Below are 14,820 nucleotides of genomic sequence, written 5' to 3'. Positions count from 1 at the left end.
GGAAGAGGCAAGTGAACAAGTGGATCCGCGGAACGAACGCGACCGTGCTGTCGCTGGCGGTGATCGGCATCTTCATCGTGCTGACGATATTTCTGAACTCGGCGAAGAACCTCAAGGTCGACTTTACGAAAGACAACAAGTTTACATTGGCCGATCAGACGCTGCAGACCTTGAAGGCGCTCGACACCGATGTACACATCATTGCCTTCACAAGCGACCAGACGGAGCAGATCATCTCTCGGCAGGTGACTGACCTTGTGCAGGAGTACAAACGGCAGAACGGCAAAATTACGTTTGACGAATACGATCTCGTGAAGAATCCGGCGGTAGCCAAAAATTACGAGGTGGACCCGGCCGGTACCTTGGTCGTGGAGAGCGGCACCCAGAAGAAAACCATCTACTACTATGATATGTTTATTCCCGGGAAGCAGCAGGGCGAAGTATACAAGTTCAGCGGGGAAGAGAAGCTGACGCAGGCGCTGGCTAACCTTAATGTGAAGGAGAAGCGCAAAGTATACTTCCTCTCGGGCCACAACGAGATGCCGATGAGCCAGATGAACCTGTGGCGCAGCGGCCTCGAGGGCGAGAACTATGAAGTGAAGGAACTCAACTTGCTGCGGGAGGGCAAGATCCCGGATGATGCCGAGGTGCTGTTCGTCATCGGTCCGGCGAACGATCTCTCCGATAAGGAAGCGGAGCTCGTCAAGACGTACCTGAGCGGCAAGGGCAAGCTGTATCTGGCGCTCGGCTTCAACAAAGAGATGGCGGCGGGTTGGAAAAACCTTGATGCGATCATGTCCCAGTACGGCATCCAGGATCAGCACGCGGTGGCCATCGAGCCGAAGCAGAGCATGCTGTACGATCCGCTGACGATTATTCCGGAATACGGCAGCCATGAGATTACAAGCAAGCTGCAGCAGTACAACCTGCTCACGATGATGACCCTCGCGGTCTCCCTTGGCGCAGGCGAGCCGGTGGCGGACTTCCCCGTTACACCGATCCTGAAGACGACGGACAAAGCGTACGGCGAGACCGACCTGCAGACGCTGGCGAACTCCAGCCGCAGCGCCAATGATGCGAAGGACGTCAAAGGGCCGCTGAATCTCGGGTACGTCGTCGAAGATAAGGACAAGAAGCCGAAGGCTGTCGTGCTCGGCGGTTCGACCTTCTTCCAGGACAGCATCATCCAGCAGCAGGGCAACCGCGACTTCGCTCTGAACAGCGTCAGCTGGCTCCAGGAGCAGAAGGGCGGGGTGACCATCCGTCCTCGGGAAGGCGACGCCCCGCAGACCGCGATGCTGACTCAGGGACAAGGCAATACGATTTTCTACGGCACGGTTCTCTTGTACCCGTTGTTCTTCCTGATACTCGGCGGCTTGATCTGGTGGAGGAGGAGACTGGGATGAAGAGGCTGATACCGACCCTCGTTCTCGTCATCCTCTGCATAGGCGGATTCTGGTACGCCTCCAGCAAGGACTTCTTCAAAGAAAAACCGCCGGAGACCCCGTCGCTCGTCACGGTGAATAAGCAGGACGTGTCCGCCTATACGATCAAGAACGGCGAGACGGTCACTCAGATGGAGCAGAAGGACGGCCAGTGGGCCATGACGAAGCCGTCCGCCCTGCCCTTGAATGAATTCCAGCCCGGGGCGTGGGTGGACAGTTTCACGAACGCGAAGAAAGAGAAGACGGTAGACGCGAATCCGTCGGACCTTGCTCAGTTCGGGCTGGCTCAGCCGAAGCAGGAGTTCACCGTGACGCTGAAGGACGGAACGAAGCATACGCTGTCCGTGGGCGATCCCGTGGCCGTGCAGGGGTTCTATTACGCGAAGTTCAGTTCTTCGCCAGAGGTGTTCCAGCTGGCGGAGACACACGTCACGGCGCTTGCCAAGCAGCCGCTTGATTTTATGGAGAAGAGTCCGGTGAAGCTGAACTATGAGGCCGTCCGCTCCATTGCGGTAGACTATAAGGGCGAGAAGTGGACGCTGACCAAGGCCGAGCCGGACAAAAAGTCGTACGAGGCGAATTGGAAGCTCGGCGATAAGGAAGTGAAGGGGGCCGACGCTTCGGCCTACCTCGACAAGACGTCCTTCCTGATGACCGACCAGCCGGCGAAGGCCGCGACGGACGTCAAGGGCCTAGATCAGCCGGACCTGCGGCTGGAGGTCCAAGAGGCGGACGCGGAAGGCAAAGCGGCGGCGTCCGTCTACACCGGTAAGCTGGACGGGACCAGCGTCTGGCTGGCGAAGCAGGGCGGCACATGGGCTTTTGCCGTACCGGCGGCCAGCGTGCAGGAGCTGGCCGGTCTGCCGAAGGCCAAGGCGGCCGAAGGGGCAGCGGGAGGGGCGGCCCCTTCGGCGCCAGAGTCTTCGCAGGAGGCTCCGGCTCCGGCTCCGCAGGCACAGCAATAACGGACTATATGGCAAGGAAGCGGCCGGCTGGCGGGAAGAGATTCCCTCCGGCCGGCCGCTTTGTTTTGAAATCTAAGAATTTATATCTCACCAGGGCTCGATCCCGTAATCTTATATTTCGCATTATCTGCGGTTTATCTTGGTCCCATGCTTCTCCCGGGCCCTCCCCCGAACGCCGGAACGCCCTCTCCTGTCGTTATTTGAGTAGGAGGAATCTTCCCTGAGAGCTTGCACGGGTTATCGCGCTCCGCTTTTTGGCGGACGCTCTGCGTTATCACGTTACCTTGGGAACGCCTTGGGGTATAATGTCACTATAGTAAAGGAGTGGAGACGATGGGGAGCAAAGCGGTAATAGGACTTGTGCTGGCGCATCCGGATGATGAGACGTTCGGCAGCGCGGTGCTGGTCCGTGAACTGGCCGACGCCGGCCATACGGTCGTGCTGCTGTCGGCGACGCGGGGCGATGCGGGACAGACGGGACACCTCGGGCCGATGAGCCGGGAGGAGTTGGCGGCACTGCGGGTACAGGAGCTGGGGGAAGCCGCGGGCATCTTGGGCATCCGGGAAGTGGAGCATTTGGGATACGCGGACGGCAAGCTCGGGGAAGTGCCCGTGGCGGAGCTGTCTTCCCGGATCGCCGATTTTCTGGAACGGCATCGGGTCGAGGTCGTGGTCACCTTCCCGGAAGACGGCGGCAACGGCCATCCCGATCATATCGCGATCTCGCGTGGATCGCGTGAGGCTGTGTTCGGAGGGGAGTGCACTACCGTGCGGAAGCTGTATTATTTCCTATTCGGGCCAGCAGCCCATGGAAGGCCGCTTACGTTCCGGCTCGATTCCAGGGAACGCTGGGACGTCAAACGGAGAGCGCTGCTCGCCCACCGTTCCCAGCGGGTCGTTATCGAGAAGTATTTTGGCGATCTGGAGACCACGTTTCCGGAGAGCTTGAAGTACGAGTCGTTCGCCCTGGCGTGGACGAAGGGGGAAGGGAACCCGCAGAGGATCGAGACTTCCCTTGCCGATTTTGTGGGAAGGGGCGGGGAGGGCGAATGAAGCCGACTGTCATTTTCGATTTTGACGGAACGATGGTGGCTTCGCGTGACCTTGCCATCCGCCTGTTCAATGAGCTTTCGGTCTCCTATGGCTGCCGTGCCATCCGGGAGGAGGAGATCCCAGCGCTGGCGGCCTTGTCCATCCCGGACCGGCTCCGTGCGCTGGGCTGCCCGCTCCGCAAGCTGCCGGCCATGCTCATCGAGATGAAGCGCCGTTACAAGCAGGAGGTAACGGAATTGGAGCCGGTGGAGGGGCTGCCCGAAGTACTGCGGGAGCTCGGCCGCCGAGGCATCACCACCGGGATCTTATCCTCCAACCGGGAGGAGAACATCCGTGCCTTTCTGGATCGGGGCGGATGGGACAGCCCCCATTTCATCTACACGGCAACGAACCTGTTCGGCAAAGACAGGGCGATACAGCGTCTGCTGACGGCCCGGCGGCTTCTTCCCGGCGAGGCGCTCTATATCGGCGACGAGCTGAGGGACATTGAAGCCTGCCGCCGGGTCGGTCTGCCCGTTGCGGCTGTCACTTGGGGCTACGATGCCGAAGAGCTCCTCCGCCGGGCCGAACCTGATTACGTGCTGCATCAGGCGGAGGAACTGCTCCGGCTGTTGTAACAGGAGCAAGACGAGCCGGACGGCCAGGCATGGGCCGCGGCTTTAAGGCAGCTCCTCGAAAGCGCGCAGGGCGTGGGTGCTGTGCGCAAGCGCGGCACCGGCTTTTACGACGCCGGCCACCATGGCGGCTTCTATCACTTCCTCCGCCGTACCTCCGAGGTTTTTGAATTTCCCGACATGGACATCGATGCAGTACGGGCAGCCGGTGACATGAGCGGCGGCAATGGCAATCAATTCCTTGGTCCTCGCCGGGATCGCCCCACTCGCGAAGGCTTCCTTCTCGAACCGGAAGTAGGCGCCCGCGGAGGCGGGCACGAGCTTTTGCACATCGGCAATGCGTTTCAGATTGGAGCGGCGGTAGATAATGTCATCGGTCATGGCGTATTCTCCTTGGAAACATAGTTAGATATCTAATAATTAGATATCTAACTATAAAGATAACGAATGACGACCCCATTGTCAATATGTACCAGGGGTTTTTGTGCCGTTCTGTAGGGAAGTGCCCGAGCCCGCTGGGGCTCAGGCCTTTTTCATATTGTCGCTCATCTGCTCCAGCTGAGCCAGCAGAATCTCTTTTTCGGCAGTGGATAGATGGGCCGTCAGCTTCTGCTCCCCTTCGGCCGTGATGCGCAGGCAGTCAGCTTTGATCTCCTGGGCAGCGGCAGTCGGAAAGACGCGGTTGATCCGGGTGTCCCGCTCGTCCGGGTGCCGCTGGATGAGGCCTTTGGCTTCAAGCCCTTTCATCAGATGGGACAGGGAAGCGGCCCGGATGCCAAGGCCCTCCTGCAGATCCTTTTGAGTGAGGCCCTCCCGTTCCCACAGCATGAGCAGCACCCCGAGCTGGGCGTTGGTTATGCCATAGGGAACAAGCTGCTCATCGAGGTAATTACAGATATGACGGTAGGTGATTTTCAGCCAATAACCGGCCAAGGTTGACATATGCGGCTCCATGGTACGACAGCTCCTTCCACTATTCCACTATACCACAAGGCCGGGAGCAGGAGGCGGATGCCGTTCCCCTTCCGAGTTTCCCTGCGGCCGGCTTTTCCCCATACGGTAGGATCCCCCAAAAAATTTGCTAACCAATACATAATTTGCCACAGACCGGGCAAGCTACCCTTGTCGAATAGGAAAGGAGGATCTTCCATGTATAACCAACAACAACAGCAGCAAGCGCTTAGCGGCAATACGGTCACGGCCAAGGAACTGGCCTATATCTCCGACTCTCTTTCGAATGAAGAGATGCTCGCCAAGATTGCCATCCAGGGTGTAGTGGAGAGCAAGACGCCGCAGCTCAAGCAGAAGCTGGCCCAGATCGCCCAGGAACGGCTGCAAAATACGGATCAACTGCTCCGGACGCTGCAGCAGCATACGCAAATCACCCATTAAGCATACATAGGAGGTGCCTAAGGCCATGTACCAAACCAACAGCAGCCAACCGCAGGGCCAACCGGCTTCCGAGCAGCGCCACCTGCATCTGGACGAGCAGGACGTAGCGAAACTTGTGCTGTCCGAGCTGAAGCGGACGGCCCGCGAGTATACGACGGCCGCTCTGGAAGCCAGCCATCCGGCGATCCGTCAGACGTTCATGTCGCTGACCCAGAAGACGCTTCAGGATCAGGCGGAGCTCTTCACGGTGCTCGCGCAGATTAACGGCTACAACTCCATCCGCATGGCGTCCCAGCAGGATGTCCAGCAGGAGCTCCAGACCCAGGTCCGCAAAGCGGAGCAGCTGCAAAACACCGTACAGCAGGCCGTGCAGAACGCCTATGCCAGCACGGGTCAATACCAGCAGCAGAGCGGTCAGAACCAACAGCAGCCCTCCCTGCAGCAGGCGTACCAACAGAGCCAGGCTTACCACCAACCGGCGCCCCAGCAGCAGGTGTATCAATCGAGCTATAATGTCGGCGGGGCAAGCTACCCCGGCGCGCTGTCGTCGCAGGCAGGCCAATCGCAGTACGGTGCCGGTATGCAGGGGACATCGTATACCCAAGGAGCAGCCTCCTCGCCGAGTTCGGGACAAGGCTATGCCTCTTCCTATACGCCGTCCCAGCTCCAAGGGCTTCAAGGACAGAACTTCAATACGAGCTTCCAGACATATAGCTCGGCTTCGCAGCAAGGGCAGGATGGCGAGTACAGCTTGAAGTCCTCGGTTGCAGGTACCGACAACGGGGAATATTATACGGCCAAACAAGCCGTGCAGGAGTACGGCAGCGGGCGGTTCGGAGGCAATGCGGCTGAGTCTTACAGCTCTAAATCCCAGGCGCAGGAGACCGGATCGGGCCAAGGGTATGCGGCATCCGGGTTGACTTCTTCCTCGGCCCGCCAGAGCGGCGGCTACAGCATGAGCGCTTCCTCCGCCTCTGATGCTTCTCAGGGGCTCCAGGCTTCCTCGGCTTCCTCGGTCAAGAACCAGCAGAACAACCAGGGATCCCATCAAGGAACCAAATACATGATGTAACTCCATGCCCCGGACGGCAGAATTGCCATGCGCCGGGGCTTTTTCCGCTGCCCGGCCTTTGGAATGGGGCCCTCTCGCTCCGGAGGCCGGTTACCGCCGTCCCCTGACATGCTGGGACTTGTTTATGCGGGGGAGGACGGAAGGGGGCTGTTTGCGGATCCAGCGCAGGAACCCCGCTATCGCTTCATTGGCCCGGAGGGCTTCCAGCGTATGCAGACCGGCAGCCAGTTCGGCATTGGTGAAGAGGGCGTGGATCTGCTTATGGCAGGGGATACACAGGTTGGCGGTCCCAAGGAAGGTTCCTCCTTTTTCTTTGGGCGTCAAGTGGTGCTCCGTCGTTTGGACCTCGTCCCGGAGGCAGAGCTCGCACCGGCCGCTCTCCTTTCGGAATTCATTTTTCTTGCTCAAAGGACTCCCTCCCTCTCGTTTCCGGCATGATTCGCTGGCGGCTTCCGCGGCACGGGGGTGCCGTCTGCGGTCTTCTTTTCATTACCTTCCCTCATTCGCGGTTCTTTTAATAGCCGGGGGCCGGGCACCATATCTTTTGTGCTTCTCGGCAGGGAGCCGTAGGGAAACGCAGGTATAGATATTCGACTTTTACCCATAATACGATAAAACCGCCAAACCGCAGGAGGGGTACTCCGATGAAACGATTGCTGATACTGGGCCTGCTCGCATCTATGCTGGCCGGCTGCCAGACCCGGGATGAGAGCAATGACGCCAATCTGAAGACCATGCAAAAAACCGTGGGCAAAGAACGGCTGCTCCAGACCTTCTCCCAGATAGAGCCTCCCCCGATGGATAAGGATGCCTTGTCCGGTTCCGACGAGAAGGTGGTAGCATGGGTACGCCAGGTGGATGATTGGACGCATAAGGTTCTGTCCTCTCCGGTCACCGGCGAGATGGACGAATATGCGATGCGGGAGATGCGCAAGCATCTTACCCAAGTGTATACGCCGCAGATGGCACAGAACATGATCGATTATTTCTACAGGCACGATCCCACGACGGGAACTTACCAGGCGAACAGCACCAAAGCGATGCTCGGACTGCGCAGCGAATGGGACCGGTACGAGCTGCAGAGGGAGCAGCCGGAGCTGAACCGCACGAAGCTTACGCTCAGCGGCAAGCGACGCGGAGACGGGGCGGAATCCGTCATGCGCCATGTGTCCTCCTACCAGATCGAGAACGGGCGCCTCGTGATTACGGAATTCCGGACGGAATCGTAATCCCATCAGGGAGGGCCCGGAAGGAAGGGGATGGCATGGCATCCCAGGCATCCCATTAACCAAGCAGAAGCAGCCGCGTTTCCCTGAAGGGAACGGCTGCTTTTTGGCATGGACAGATGTCCGAACGTACATTCCTCTTTTGTGGTATAATAACGGTGAGGCTTCAAGGTACTCCGGGGAAAGTTGTCTTTCATTGACACACCCTTCCGGGTAGACTAGACTAGTCCCTAGAACGGTACATTTTCATAACGCTCACAGTCTCTACTACGACTCTTATACGAACTCCCTGGTCCCAGCCCCATATGGCACAGCCGCATATTGGAAGGTTAGCGGAAGCAAGGGCTTTTTTGTTTGAAGCGCCGTACGTGCCTGGCCCTGCGGCGGAAAGACAGGAGGATTTTCTTTTGCATCTGGATCTCAAATCATGGAAGCATGTATTCAAATTGGACCCGGACCGGGAGCTCGAAGACGAGGCGCTCGAGAGGGTATGCCTGTCCGGCACCGACGCCATCATGGTCGGCGGCTCGACGGGTGTTACCTTCGACAATACGGTTGATCTGCTGGCGCGCATCCGGCGTTACGAAGTGCCCTGCGTTCTGGAGGTGTCCGAGCAGGAAGCGATTGTGCCCGGCTTTGACCTTTATTTCATTCCGGTGGTGCTGAACAGCCGCGATCCCCAGTGGATTACGGGGAGGCAGCACGCGGCGCTGAAGGAATACGGCGCCATCATGGATTGGAGCCAGATTGTGACCGAAGGCTATATTATGCTCAACGGCGAGTCCGCCGCGGCGCAGGTCACGTCTTCCGATACAGAGCTCACAGGCCGAGATGTAGAAGCCTATGCACGCCTCGGCGACCGCCTGTTCCGGTGCCCGGTCATTTATATGGAATACAGCGGAACCTTCGGTGATATGGCTCTTGTGCAGCGGGTCGCCGGATTGCTCGGGGAATCGCGTCTCTTCTACGGAGGGGGCATCGATGGACCGGACAAAGCGCGCCAGGCGGCCAGGGCGGCCCATACGGTGGTTGTCGGCAACAGCGTTTATTACGATCTGGAGGGCGCTCTCGGGACGGTACAGGCCGTTCGCGAGGCTTCCTCTTATGAGAAAGGAACCCATTCATGATCAATCAACCTATCGATATATTCCAAGCGGTGAACAAACTCAATCCCCAGCAGAAGAAAGCGGTCGAGACTGTCGACGGACCTCTATTGATCATGGCCGGCGCAGGGAGCGGCAAGACCCGCGTGCTTACGCACCGGATCGCTTACCTGATCGCCACGCGCAAGGCTGCACCCTGGAGCATCCTGGCGATTACCTTTACGAACAAGGCGGCGCGGGAGATGCAGGAGCGGGTGAGTACGCTCGTCGGTCCTCAGGGCGGCGATATTTGGGTCTCTACGTTCCACTCTATGTGCGTCCGGATTCTGCGCCGGGATATTTCCCGTATCGGGTTCACTTCGAACTTCTCGATTCTGGATTCCGGCGATCAGCTCTCCGTGATCCGCAATATTATGAAAGAGCAGAACATCGACTCGAAGAAATTCGAACCGAAGGCCGTGCAGGCCGCTATTTCCAATGCGAAGAACGAACTGCAGACCCCGGAGATGTTCGAGCGGAAGATCGGCGATTATTTCGACGGCATCGTGGCGAAGGTGTACTCTTCCTACCAGCGCAAACTGCGGGCGAACAACTCGCTCGACTTCGACGATCTCATCATGACGACCATCGAGCTGTTCAAGCACGTGCCGGATGTGCTCGATTTCTACCAGAACAAATTCCAGTATCTTCACGTCGACGAGTATCAGGATACGAACCGCGCGCAGTATATGCTCTGCCGGATGCTGGCTGACAAGTACAAGCGTATCTGTGTGGTGGGGGACAGCGACCAGTCCATCTACCGGTGGCGCGGAGCGGATATCTCCAATATTCTTGACTTCGAGAAGGACTATCCGAACGCGACGACGATCCTGCTCGAGCAGAACTACCGTTCGACCTCCAACATTCTGAACGCGGCGAACAAGGTGATCGCGAACAACACCGGCCGCAAGGTCAAGAACCTGTGGACCGACAAGAATGAAGGGGACAAAATCAAAGTGTACCAAGCCGACTCCGAGCATGAGGAAGGCTACTTTATTACGGGTGAGATCCGCCGCAACCTGGACAGCGGCCGGCGCTATAAGGATCATGCGATTCTGTACCGTACGAACGCCCAGTCCCGGGTCATGGAGGAAATTCTGATCAAGTCGGACATCCCGTACCAGATCGTCGGCGGCGTGAAGTTCTACGACCGCAAAGAGATCAAGGACATTCTGGCCTACCTCCGTCTGATCTCGAACCCGGATGACGATATTTCCTTTACCCGCGTGGTCAATGTGCCGAAGAGAGGCATTGGCGACACGTCGCTCGACCGGGTGGCCGGAGCGGCGGGGCAGTTCGGAGTCTCTCTTTTCTCCATGCTCGAGAACGTGGATTCCATCGAGATGGCTTCGAAGGCGAAGAATGCGCTGGCGGACTTCCGCGATATGATCGAGAACCTGCACCGGATGGTGGAGTATCTGTCGGTTACCGAGCTTACGGAAAAAGTGCTCGAGCTCTCCGGCTACCGCGAAGAATTGAAGCGTGAGAACACGATCGAGTCCCAGGCCCGCCTCGAGAATATCGACGAGTTCCTGTCCGTGACGATGGACTTCGAGAAGCGCAATGAGGACAAGTCGCTCGTGTCCTTCCTGACGGACCTCGCGCTGATCGCGGACATCGATTCCATGAACGCCGATCCGGAAGAAGGCAAGCAGGGCGTCGTGCTTATGACGATGCACAGCGCCAAGGGCCTCGAGTTCCCCGTCGTCTTCATTATGGGCCTTGAAGAAGGCGTATTCCCGCATTCCCGCGCGGTCGCCGACAACGAGGAACTCGAAGAAGAACGCCGTCTCGCGTACGTGGGCATCACCCGCGCCGAGGAACAACTCTTCCTCACCTGCGCGCGCATGCGCACGCTGTTCGGCCGGACGGCGCAGAACGCGCCGTCGCGGTTCCTGCGCGAGCTCCCGCCGGAGCTCATCGAACCTGCCCGTCCGGGAGGGTTCGGCCGCGGCGGCAGCGCGGGCTCCGGCTCCGCCGGCGGCGAGCGCCGCTTCGGCAGTGCCGGCGGTTTCGGCGGCGGTGCGCCGGCCGCAGCAGCGGGCCGCACGCCGGTGAGCTTCCGCAGCGGCGGGGCTGCCCCGGCCGCCAGCGCTTCATCCGGCGGCGCGTCCGCGGCCTCCGCGCCGAAGAGCCTCGACTTTGCCATGGGGGACAAAGTCTCGCACGGCAAATGGGGCACAGGGACCGTCGTCGCGCTCAAAGGCTCGGGGGATGACACCGAGCTGCAGATCGCTTTCCCCGCCCCCGTGGGCGTGAAGCGGCTGCTCGCGAAGTTCGCACCGATTACCAAGGCGTAATGCGCCTACACTAGCTTTTATATCCCGATACGCTGCCATGAGAGGATGAAGTGATCCATGCCCTCGGCTTTGGAGACCATGCAAGCCCTGATCGATGAGATCAACAAACATAATTATATGTACTATACGCTCGACCAGCCGAGCATCACGGATGCGGAGTGGGATGCCCTGTACAAGCGGCTTCAGGAGCTCGAAGCGCAGACCGGCACCGTGCTGCCGGACTCCCCTTCCCTGAGGGTCGGTGCGGAGCTGCTCAAGGGCTTCGAATCCCACCGCCATCTGGCCCGGCTCTGGAGCCTCGACAAGGCGCAGAACCATGATGACCTGATGGCTTGGCATACGCGTGCCCAGAAGCTGTGGAACGACTATAACGCCAAGCATGAGGACGATCCGCTGCCTCCGCTTTCCTTTGTCGTGGAATTGAAGTTCGACGGGCTGACGCTGAACCTGACCTATGACCAAGGGGAGCTTGTCCAGGCGGCTACCCGGGGCAGCGGCGTGGTCGGAGAGGGCATCCTCGCCAATGTGAAGACGATCCGCTCTATTCCTTTGCGTATTCCGTATACAGAGGGCAAGATTGAAGTACAGGGCGAGGGCATCATGAACCTGTCGGTGCTCGAGGCCTACAACCAGACGGCCGCGGATCCGCTCAAGAACGCGCGCAATGCGGCGGCTGGGGCTTTGCGCAACCTGAATCCCAAAGTAACGGCTGAACGCAAGCTGAACGCTTATTTCTACAATGTCGGCTACTCGGAGTCCCTGCAGTTCGGGGACCATCACGAAATGGTCGAATTCCTGCGCGAGAACCGCTTCAAGGTCAGTCCGCACGTGAAATTCTTCGAATCCATCGATGCCGTGGAGGAGGAACTGAAGCATCTCGTATCGATTCGCCATACCTTCGATTTCCTGATTGACGGACTCGTGGTCAAAATCAATGATATGCGGACCCGCGAAGTACTCGGCTATACCGACAAATTCCCGAGATGGGCCGTCGCTTACAAGTTCGAGGCCGAAGAAGCGGTCACGACACTGCTCGGCGTGACATGGAATGTGGGCCGGACCGGCAAGGTCACGCCTTTGGCCCGGGTAGAGCCCGTCGATATCGCCGGGGTGACCGTGCAGAACTGCACGCTGAACAACATGGACGATATCGAGCGGAAGAACCTGAAGCATGCGCTAGGCTCGCTGATCTATATCCGCCGGTCGAACGACGTCATTCCCGAGATCCTCGGGAAAGTGACGGAAGAAGCCGACGGAGAGGAGATCGTGCCTCCCAGCGAGTGTCCCTACTGCAGCTTCCCGCTGGAGAAGAAGGGTCCGCATCTCTTTTGCTTGAACCGCTATGACTGCCGGCCTCAGCTCGTGGGGCGCATCGCTCATTTCGCTTCGCGGGATGCGATGGAGATCGACACGTTCAGCGAGAAAACCGCCGAACAGCTTTATGACGCCCTTCAGGTGCGTGACCCGTCCGACCTCTATTACTTGACCTTCGACCAGCTGGTCGGGCTCGAGCGCTTCGGCACGAAGAAAGCGGAGAACCTGCTTGCCGCCTTGGAGCGGAGCAAGCCGTGCGATCTCGCTTCGTTCTTGTACGCCCTTGGGATTCCCAACACTGGCAAGACGACAACCAAAGAGCTCGCCGACCATTACCGCAGTCTCGACAAGGTCATGAAGGCCGAGCCGGAAGAGCTGGTTACCCTCCCGGATATCGGGGGCATTGTCGCGGAGAGCATCGCAGGATTTTTCCGTGATCCGGCCATGCTGCGCAGTATCGAGCGTCTGCTCGCTGCCGGTGTAGCGCCTACAGCGGAAGAGGCGACCGTCGTTGTTGATGAGAACAGCGAATTCTTCGGCAAAACGGTCGTCATTACCGGAACTCTCGCATCGATGGGCCGGGACGAGTGTGCCAAGAAGCTGGAGAAGCTTGGGGCGAAGGTGACCGGCAGCGTTTCAAAGAAAACCGACTTCGTCATCGCAGGTGAGAGCGCAGGTAGCAAGCTGACGAAGGCGCAGGAACTTGGAATCCGGATCATCGATGATGAGGCGGAGCTGCTCCGTTTATTGGGGGAAGGCTAGTCTAAGGCAGCCAATAAACGACAAATAACTAACAAGAAACGCCGGAAGAACGTACTCTGCTGAGTTGGGAGCGAATCGTCCGGCGTTTTTTTGTTGCGAGACCAAAGGAGGGGGAACCCATGCTGCATATCGTGAACGGAGACTCGTTTGCTGCCAAGCTAGCCTCCGCTGTGCCGGGAGCGAACATTATGGTGTGGCGCGAAAGCCTGTATGAAGGGCCCTTATCGGTCGAATTTACCGATACGAAGACACGTACGGCCCGGGCGCGTTATTTCGCCGAGCGGGGCGTGCCCGAGGGAGAGTTCGAGCGTTCTACCGCTCAGCAGGAGAAAGAGCTGGAGGAGTTCCGTTCATACGACGAGGTCATTCTTTGGTTTGAACATGATTTATTTGATCAGGCCATGCTGATCTATTTGCTGCAGTGGTTCGCAAGGCAGGAACTCGGGAAGGAAAGACTCTCCCTAATCTGTATAGATTCTTACCCTGGGATACATCCTTTTAAAGGACTGGGCTCATTGACCGTGCAGCAGACTGCTTCACTTATGAATACATGGAAGGCTGTATCGGAAGATCAGATTGAACTTGCTGTCCGGGCATGGGATGCTTATGCGGGGAACAACCCTATGAAGCTTGTCGAGTTAATTGAAGGGCACTCGGGCAAGCTTCCTTTCCTACAACGGGCATTTGAATGCCATCTTAGGCGTCTGCCTTCCTTGCACAACGGTCTATCGGCGGTACAAGAGTGCGCCCTTCGCTTGATCCAGGAGGGGGTGGTCCAGCCGGAGTCGCTTTTTGGCAAGGTATCGGAGATCTGGTTGGATTACGGTTTGGGAGATGTGCAGTTTTGGGGATTGCTTAGGGAGTTAGCTGCGTGCGAGCAGCCACTGATAGGAATCAAAGGCGGAGAATTACCGGGATACGGCCAACAGCCACGCGGGCTCTCCTTAGAGGGGATCCATATAGGCCTCACTCCTTTTGGAAGAAACGTACTCTCTATGGAGGCTGACCATGTAACAACGAACGGGATATCCTGTTGGTTTGGAGGGATATATCTGAACGGATATGGGCCTACTTGGCGCTGGGATGAAGGCGGAGACAAGCTCATTTACAAATAATAAAAAAGATAGTTGCATTTCATATATGGTTTGTGATACATTATTGCTTGTCGCCGCGAGCGGGGCTTGGACAACAAGCATCCAATCAAACGGACGAAGAAAAAGGAAGTTGCAATGCTCGCTGGAAAGTGATAAGATACGATCTTGTCACCGCAAAATGTGACAGCAACGAAAGCTCTTTGAAAACTGAACAAATGAGAACGAAATGCCAAGCGTAACATCAAGTATTGAGCTTAATCAGCTTTAACGATAATTAAGCGCTTCGGTCGGCCTAGGCTGACCGGAGAGGCGAAACTTTATTGGAGAGTTTGATCCTGGCTCAGGACGAACGCTGGCGGCGTGCCTAATACATGCAAGTCGAGCGGATCATTTCCTTCGGGGAATGGTTAGCGGCGGACGGGTGAGTAACACGTAGGCAAC

14 protein-coding genes and 1 rRNA gene are annotated in these 14,820 nt (G+C 58.0%); 12 read left to right on the top strand and 3 right to left on the bottom strand.

Annotated elements, in window-relative coordinates; all coding sequences use genetic code 11:
- The first annotated feature begins 11 nt into the window (after nucleotides 1–11).
- The 4 genes from O9H32_RS29455 (at nucleotide 12) to O9H32_RS29440 (ending at nucleotide 4,080) form a co-directional block, all read left to right on the top strand.
- Nucleotides 12–1,406 (top strand): GldG family protein, encoded by a 1,395-nt coding sequence (locus O9H32_RS29455; RefSeq protein ID WP_269869683.1) that lies wholly within the window; start codon nucleotides 12–14, stop codon nucleotides 1,404–1,406.
- The gene (locus O9H32_RS29450) at nucleotides 1,403–2,410 is read left to right on the top strand and encodes a DUF4340 domain-containing protein (protein ID WP_269869682.1); all 1,008 of its coding nucleotides are present in this window, start codon (nucleotides 1,403–1,405) and stop codon (nucleotides 2,408–2,410) included. Before O9H32_RS29455 ends, O9H32_RS29450 begins: the two co-directional genes overlap by 4 nt.
- 333 nt (nucleotides 2,411–2,743) lie before the next feature.
- The gene (locus O9H32_RS29445; protein WP_269869681.1) at nucleotides 2,744–3,463 is read left to right on the top strand and encodes a PIG-L deacetylase family protein; all 720 of its coding nucleotides are present in this window, start codon (nucleotides 2,744–2,746) and stop codon (nucleotides 3,461–3,463) included.
- Nucleotides 3,460–4,080, top strand: a complete 621-nt coding sequence (locus tag O9H32_RS29440) for an HAD-IA family hydrolase (protein ID WP_269869680.1) — start codon at nucleotides 3,460–3,462, stop codon at nucleotides 4,078–4,080. Before O9H32_RS29445 ends, O9H32_RS29440 begins: the two co-directional genes overlap by 4 nt.
- 42 nt (nucleotides 4,081–4,122) lie before the next feature.
- On the opposite strand, the gene O9H32_RS29435 is transcribed toward O9H32_RS29440, so the two are convergent.
- Nucleotides 4,123–4,458 (bottom strand): carboxymuconolactone decarboxylase family protein, encoded by a 336-nt coding sequence (locus O9H32_RS29435; protein ID WP_269869679.1) that lies wholly within the window; start codon nucleotides 4,456–4,458, stop codon nucleotides 4,123–4,125.
- A 141-nt stretch (nucleotides 4,459–4,599) separates the two neighbouring features.
- Nucleotides 4,600–5,031: a MarR family winged helix-turn-helix transcriptional regulator gene (locus O9H32_RS29430; RefSeq protein ID WP_269869678.1), complete on the bottom strand. Its 432-nt coding sequence runs from the start codon at nucleotides 5,029–5,031 to the stop codon at nucleotides 4,600–4,602.
- Between the two features lie 195 nt (nucleotides 5,032–5,226).
- Here O9H32_RS29430 and O9H32_RS29425 point away from each other — a divergent pair, with 195 nt between their 5' ends.
- Both O9H32_RS29425 and O9H32_RS29420 read left to right on the top strand, forming a co-directional pair.
- Nucleotides 5,227–5,469: a hypothetical protein gene (locus tag O9H32_RS29425; RefSeq protein WP_269869677.1), complete on the top strand. Its 243-nt coding sequence runs from the start codon at nucleotides 5,227–5,229 to the stop codon at nucleotides 5,467–5,469.
- 25 nt (nucleotides 5,470–5,494) lie between these two features.
- On the top strand, nucleotides 5,495–6,541 hold the full coding sequence (locus O9H32_RS29420; RefSeq protein ID WP_269869676.1) for a spore coat protein: 1,047 nt from the start codon (nucleotides 5,495–5,497) through the stop codon (nucleotides 6,539–6,541).
- 90 nt (nucleotides 6,542–6,631) lie between these two features.
- Here the strand turns inward: O9H32_RS29420 and O9H32_RS29415 are convergent, their stop codons facing one another.
- Nucleotides 6,632–6,949, bottom strand: a complete 318-nt coding sequence (locus tag O9H32_RS29415; RefSeq protein WP_269869675.1) for an HNH endonuclease — start codon at nucleotides 6,947–6,949, stop codon at nucleotides 6,632–6,634.
- 236 nt (nucleotides 6,950–7,185) lie between these two features.
- On the opposite strand from O9H32_RS29415, the gene O9H32_RS29410 reads away from it, so the two are divergent.
- The 6 genes from O9H32_RS29410 to O9H32_RS29385 all read left to right on the top strand — a co-directional run.
- Nucleotides 7,186–7,770 (top strand): hypothetical protein, encoded by a 585-nt coding sequence (locus O9H32_RS29410; RefSeq protein WP_269869674.1) that lies wholly within the window; start codon nucleotides 7,186–7,188, stop codon nucleotides 7,768–7,770.
- A gap of 404 nt (nucleotides 7,771–8,174) precedes the next feature.
- Nucleotides 8,175–8,894 (top strand): heptaprenylglyceryl phosphate synthase, encoded by a 720-nt coding sequence (locus O9H32_RS29405; protein WP_269869673.1) that lies wholly within the window; start codon nucleotides 8,175–8,177, stop codon nucleotides 8,892–8,894.
- A complete protein-coding gene (gene pcrA / locus O9H32_RS29400) occupies nucleotides 8,891–11,209 on the top strand; it encodes a DNA helicase PcrA (protein ID WP_269869672.1) in 2,319 nt (772 codons plus the stop codon). The genes O9H32_RS29405 and pcrA overlap by 4 nt, the downstream gene beginning before the upstream one ends.
- Nucleotides 11,210–11,266: 57 nt before the next feature.
- The gene (ligA, locus tag O9H32_RS29395; protein ID WP_269869671.1) at nucleotides 11,267–13,285 is read left to right on the top strand and encodes an NAD-dependent DNA ligase LigA; all 2,019 of its coding nucleotides are present in this window, start codon (nucleotides 11,267–11,269) and stop codon (nucleotides 13,283–13,285) included.
- A gap of 119 nt (nucleotides 13,286–13,404) precedes the next feature.
- The gene (locus O9H32_RS29390; RefSeq protein ID WP_269869670.1) at nucleotides 13,405–14,400 is read left to right on the top strand and encodes a DUF1835 domain-containing protein; all 996 of its coding nucleotides are present in this window, start codon (nucleotides 13,405–13,407) and stop codon (nucleotides 14,398–14,400) included.
- 296 nt (nucleotides 14,401–14,696) lie between these two features.
- Nucleotides 14,697–14,820 (top strand): 16S ribosomal RNA (locus O9H32_RS29385); the annotation flags it as partial.

The sequence above is a fragment of the Paenibacillus caseinilyticus genome, assembly GCF_027533645.1.
GTDB lineage: Bacteria > Bacillota > Bacilli > Paenibacillales > NBRC-103111 > Paenibacillus_G > Paenibacillus_G caseinilyticus.
This window is presented reverse-complemented; position numbering and strand designations above follow the sequence as displayed.

Coding starts and splice junctions, on each gene's coding strand:
- O9H32_RS29420 (WP_269869676.1), top strand. CDS start 5,495: ATGTACCAAACCAACAGCAGCCAACCGCAGGGCCAACCGGCTTCCGAG.
- O9H32_RS29410 (WP_269869674.1), top strand. CDS start 7,186: ATGAAACGATTGCTGATACTGGGCCTGCTCGCATCTATGCTGGCCGGC.
- O9H32_RS29390 (WP_269869670.1), top strand. CDS start 13,405: ATGCTGCATATCGTGAACGGAGACTCGTTTGCTGCCAAGCTAGCCTCC.
- O9H32_RS29430 (WP_269869678.1), bottom strand. CDS start 5,031: ATGGAGCCGCATATGTCAACCTTGGCCGGTTATTGGCTGAAAATCACC.
- O9H32_RS29425 (WP_269869677.1), top strand. CDS start 5,227: ATGTATAACCAACAACAACAGCAGCAAGCGCTTAGCGGCAATACGGTC.
- O9H32_RS29440 (WP_269869680.1), top strand. CDS start 3,460: ATGAAGCCGACTGTCATTTTCGATTTTGACGGAACGATGGTGGCTTCG.
- O9H32_RS29445 (WP_269869681.1), top strand. CDS start 2,744: ATGGGGAGCAAAGCGGTAATAGGACTTGTGCTGGCGCATCCGGATGAT.
- O9H32_RS29435 (WP_269869679.1), bottom strand. CDS start 4,458: ATGACCGATGACATTATCTACCGCCGCTCCAATCTGAAACGCATTGCC.
- pcrA (WP_269869672.1), top strand. CDS start 8,891: ATGATCAATCAACCTATCGATATATTCCAAGCGGTGAACAAACTCAAT.
- O9H32_RS29450 (WP_269869682.1), top strand. CDS start 1,403: ATGAAGAGGCTGATACCGACCCTCGTTCTCGTCATCCTCTGCATAGGC.
- ligA (WP_269869671.1), top strand. CDS start 11,267: ATGCCCTCGGCTTTGGAGACCATGCAAGCCCTGATCGATGAGATCAAC.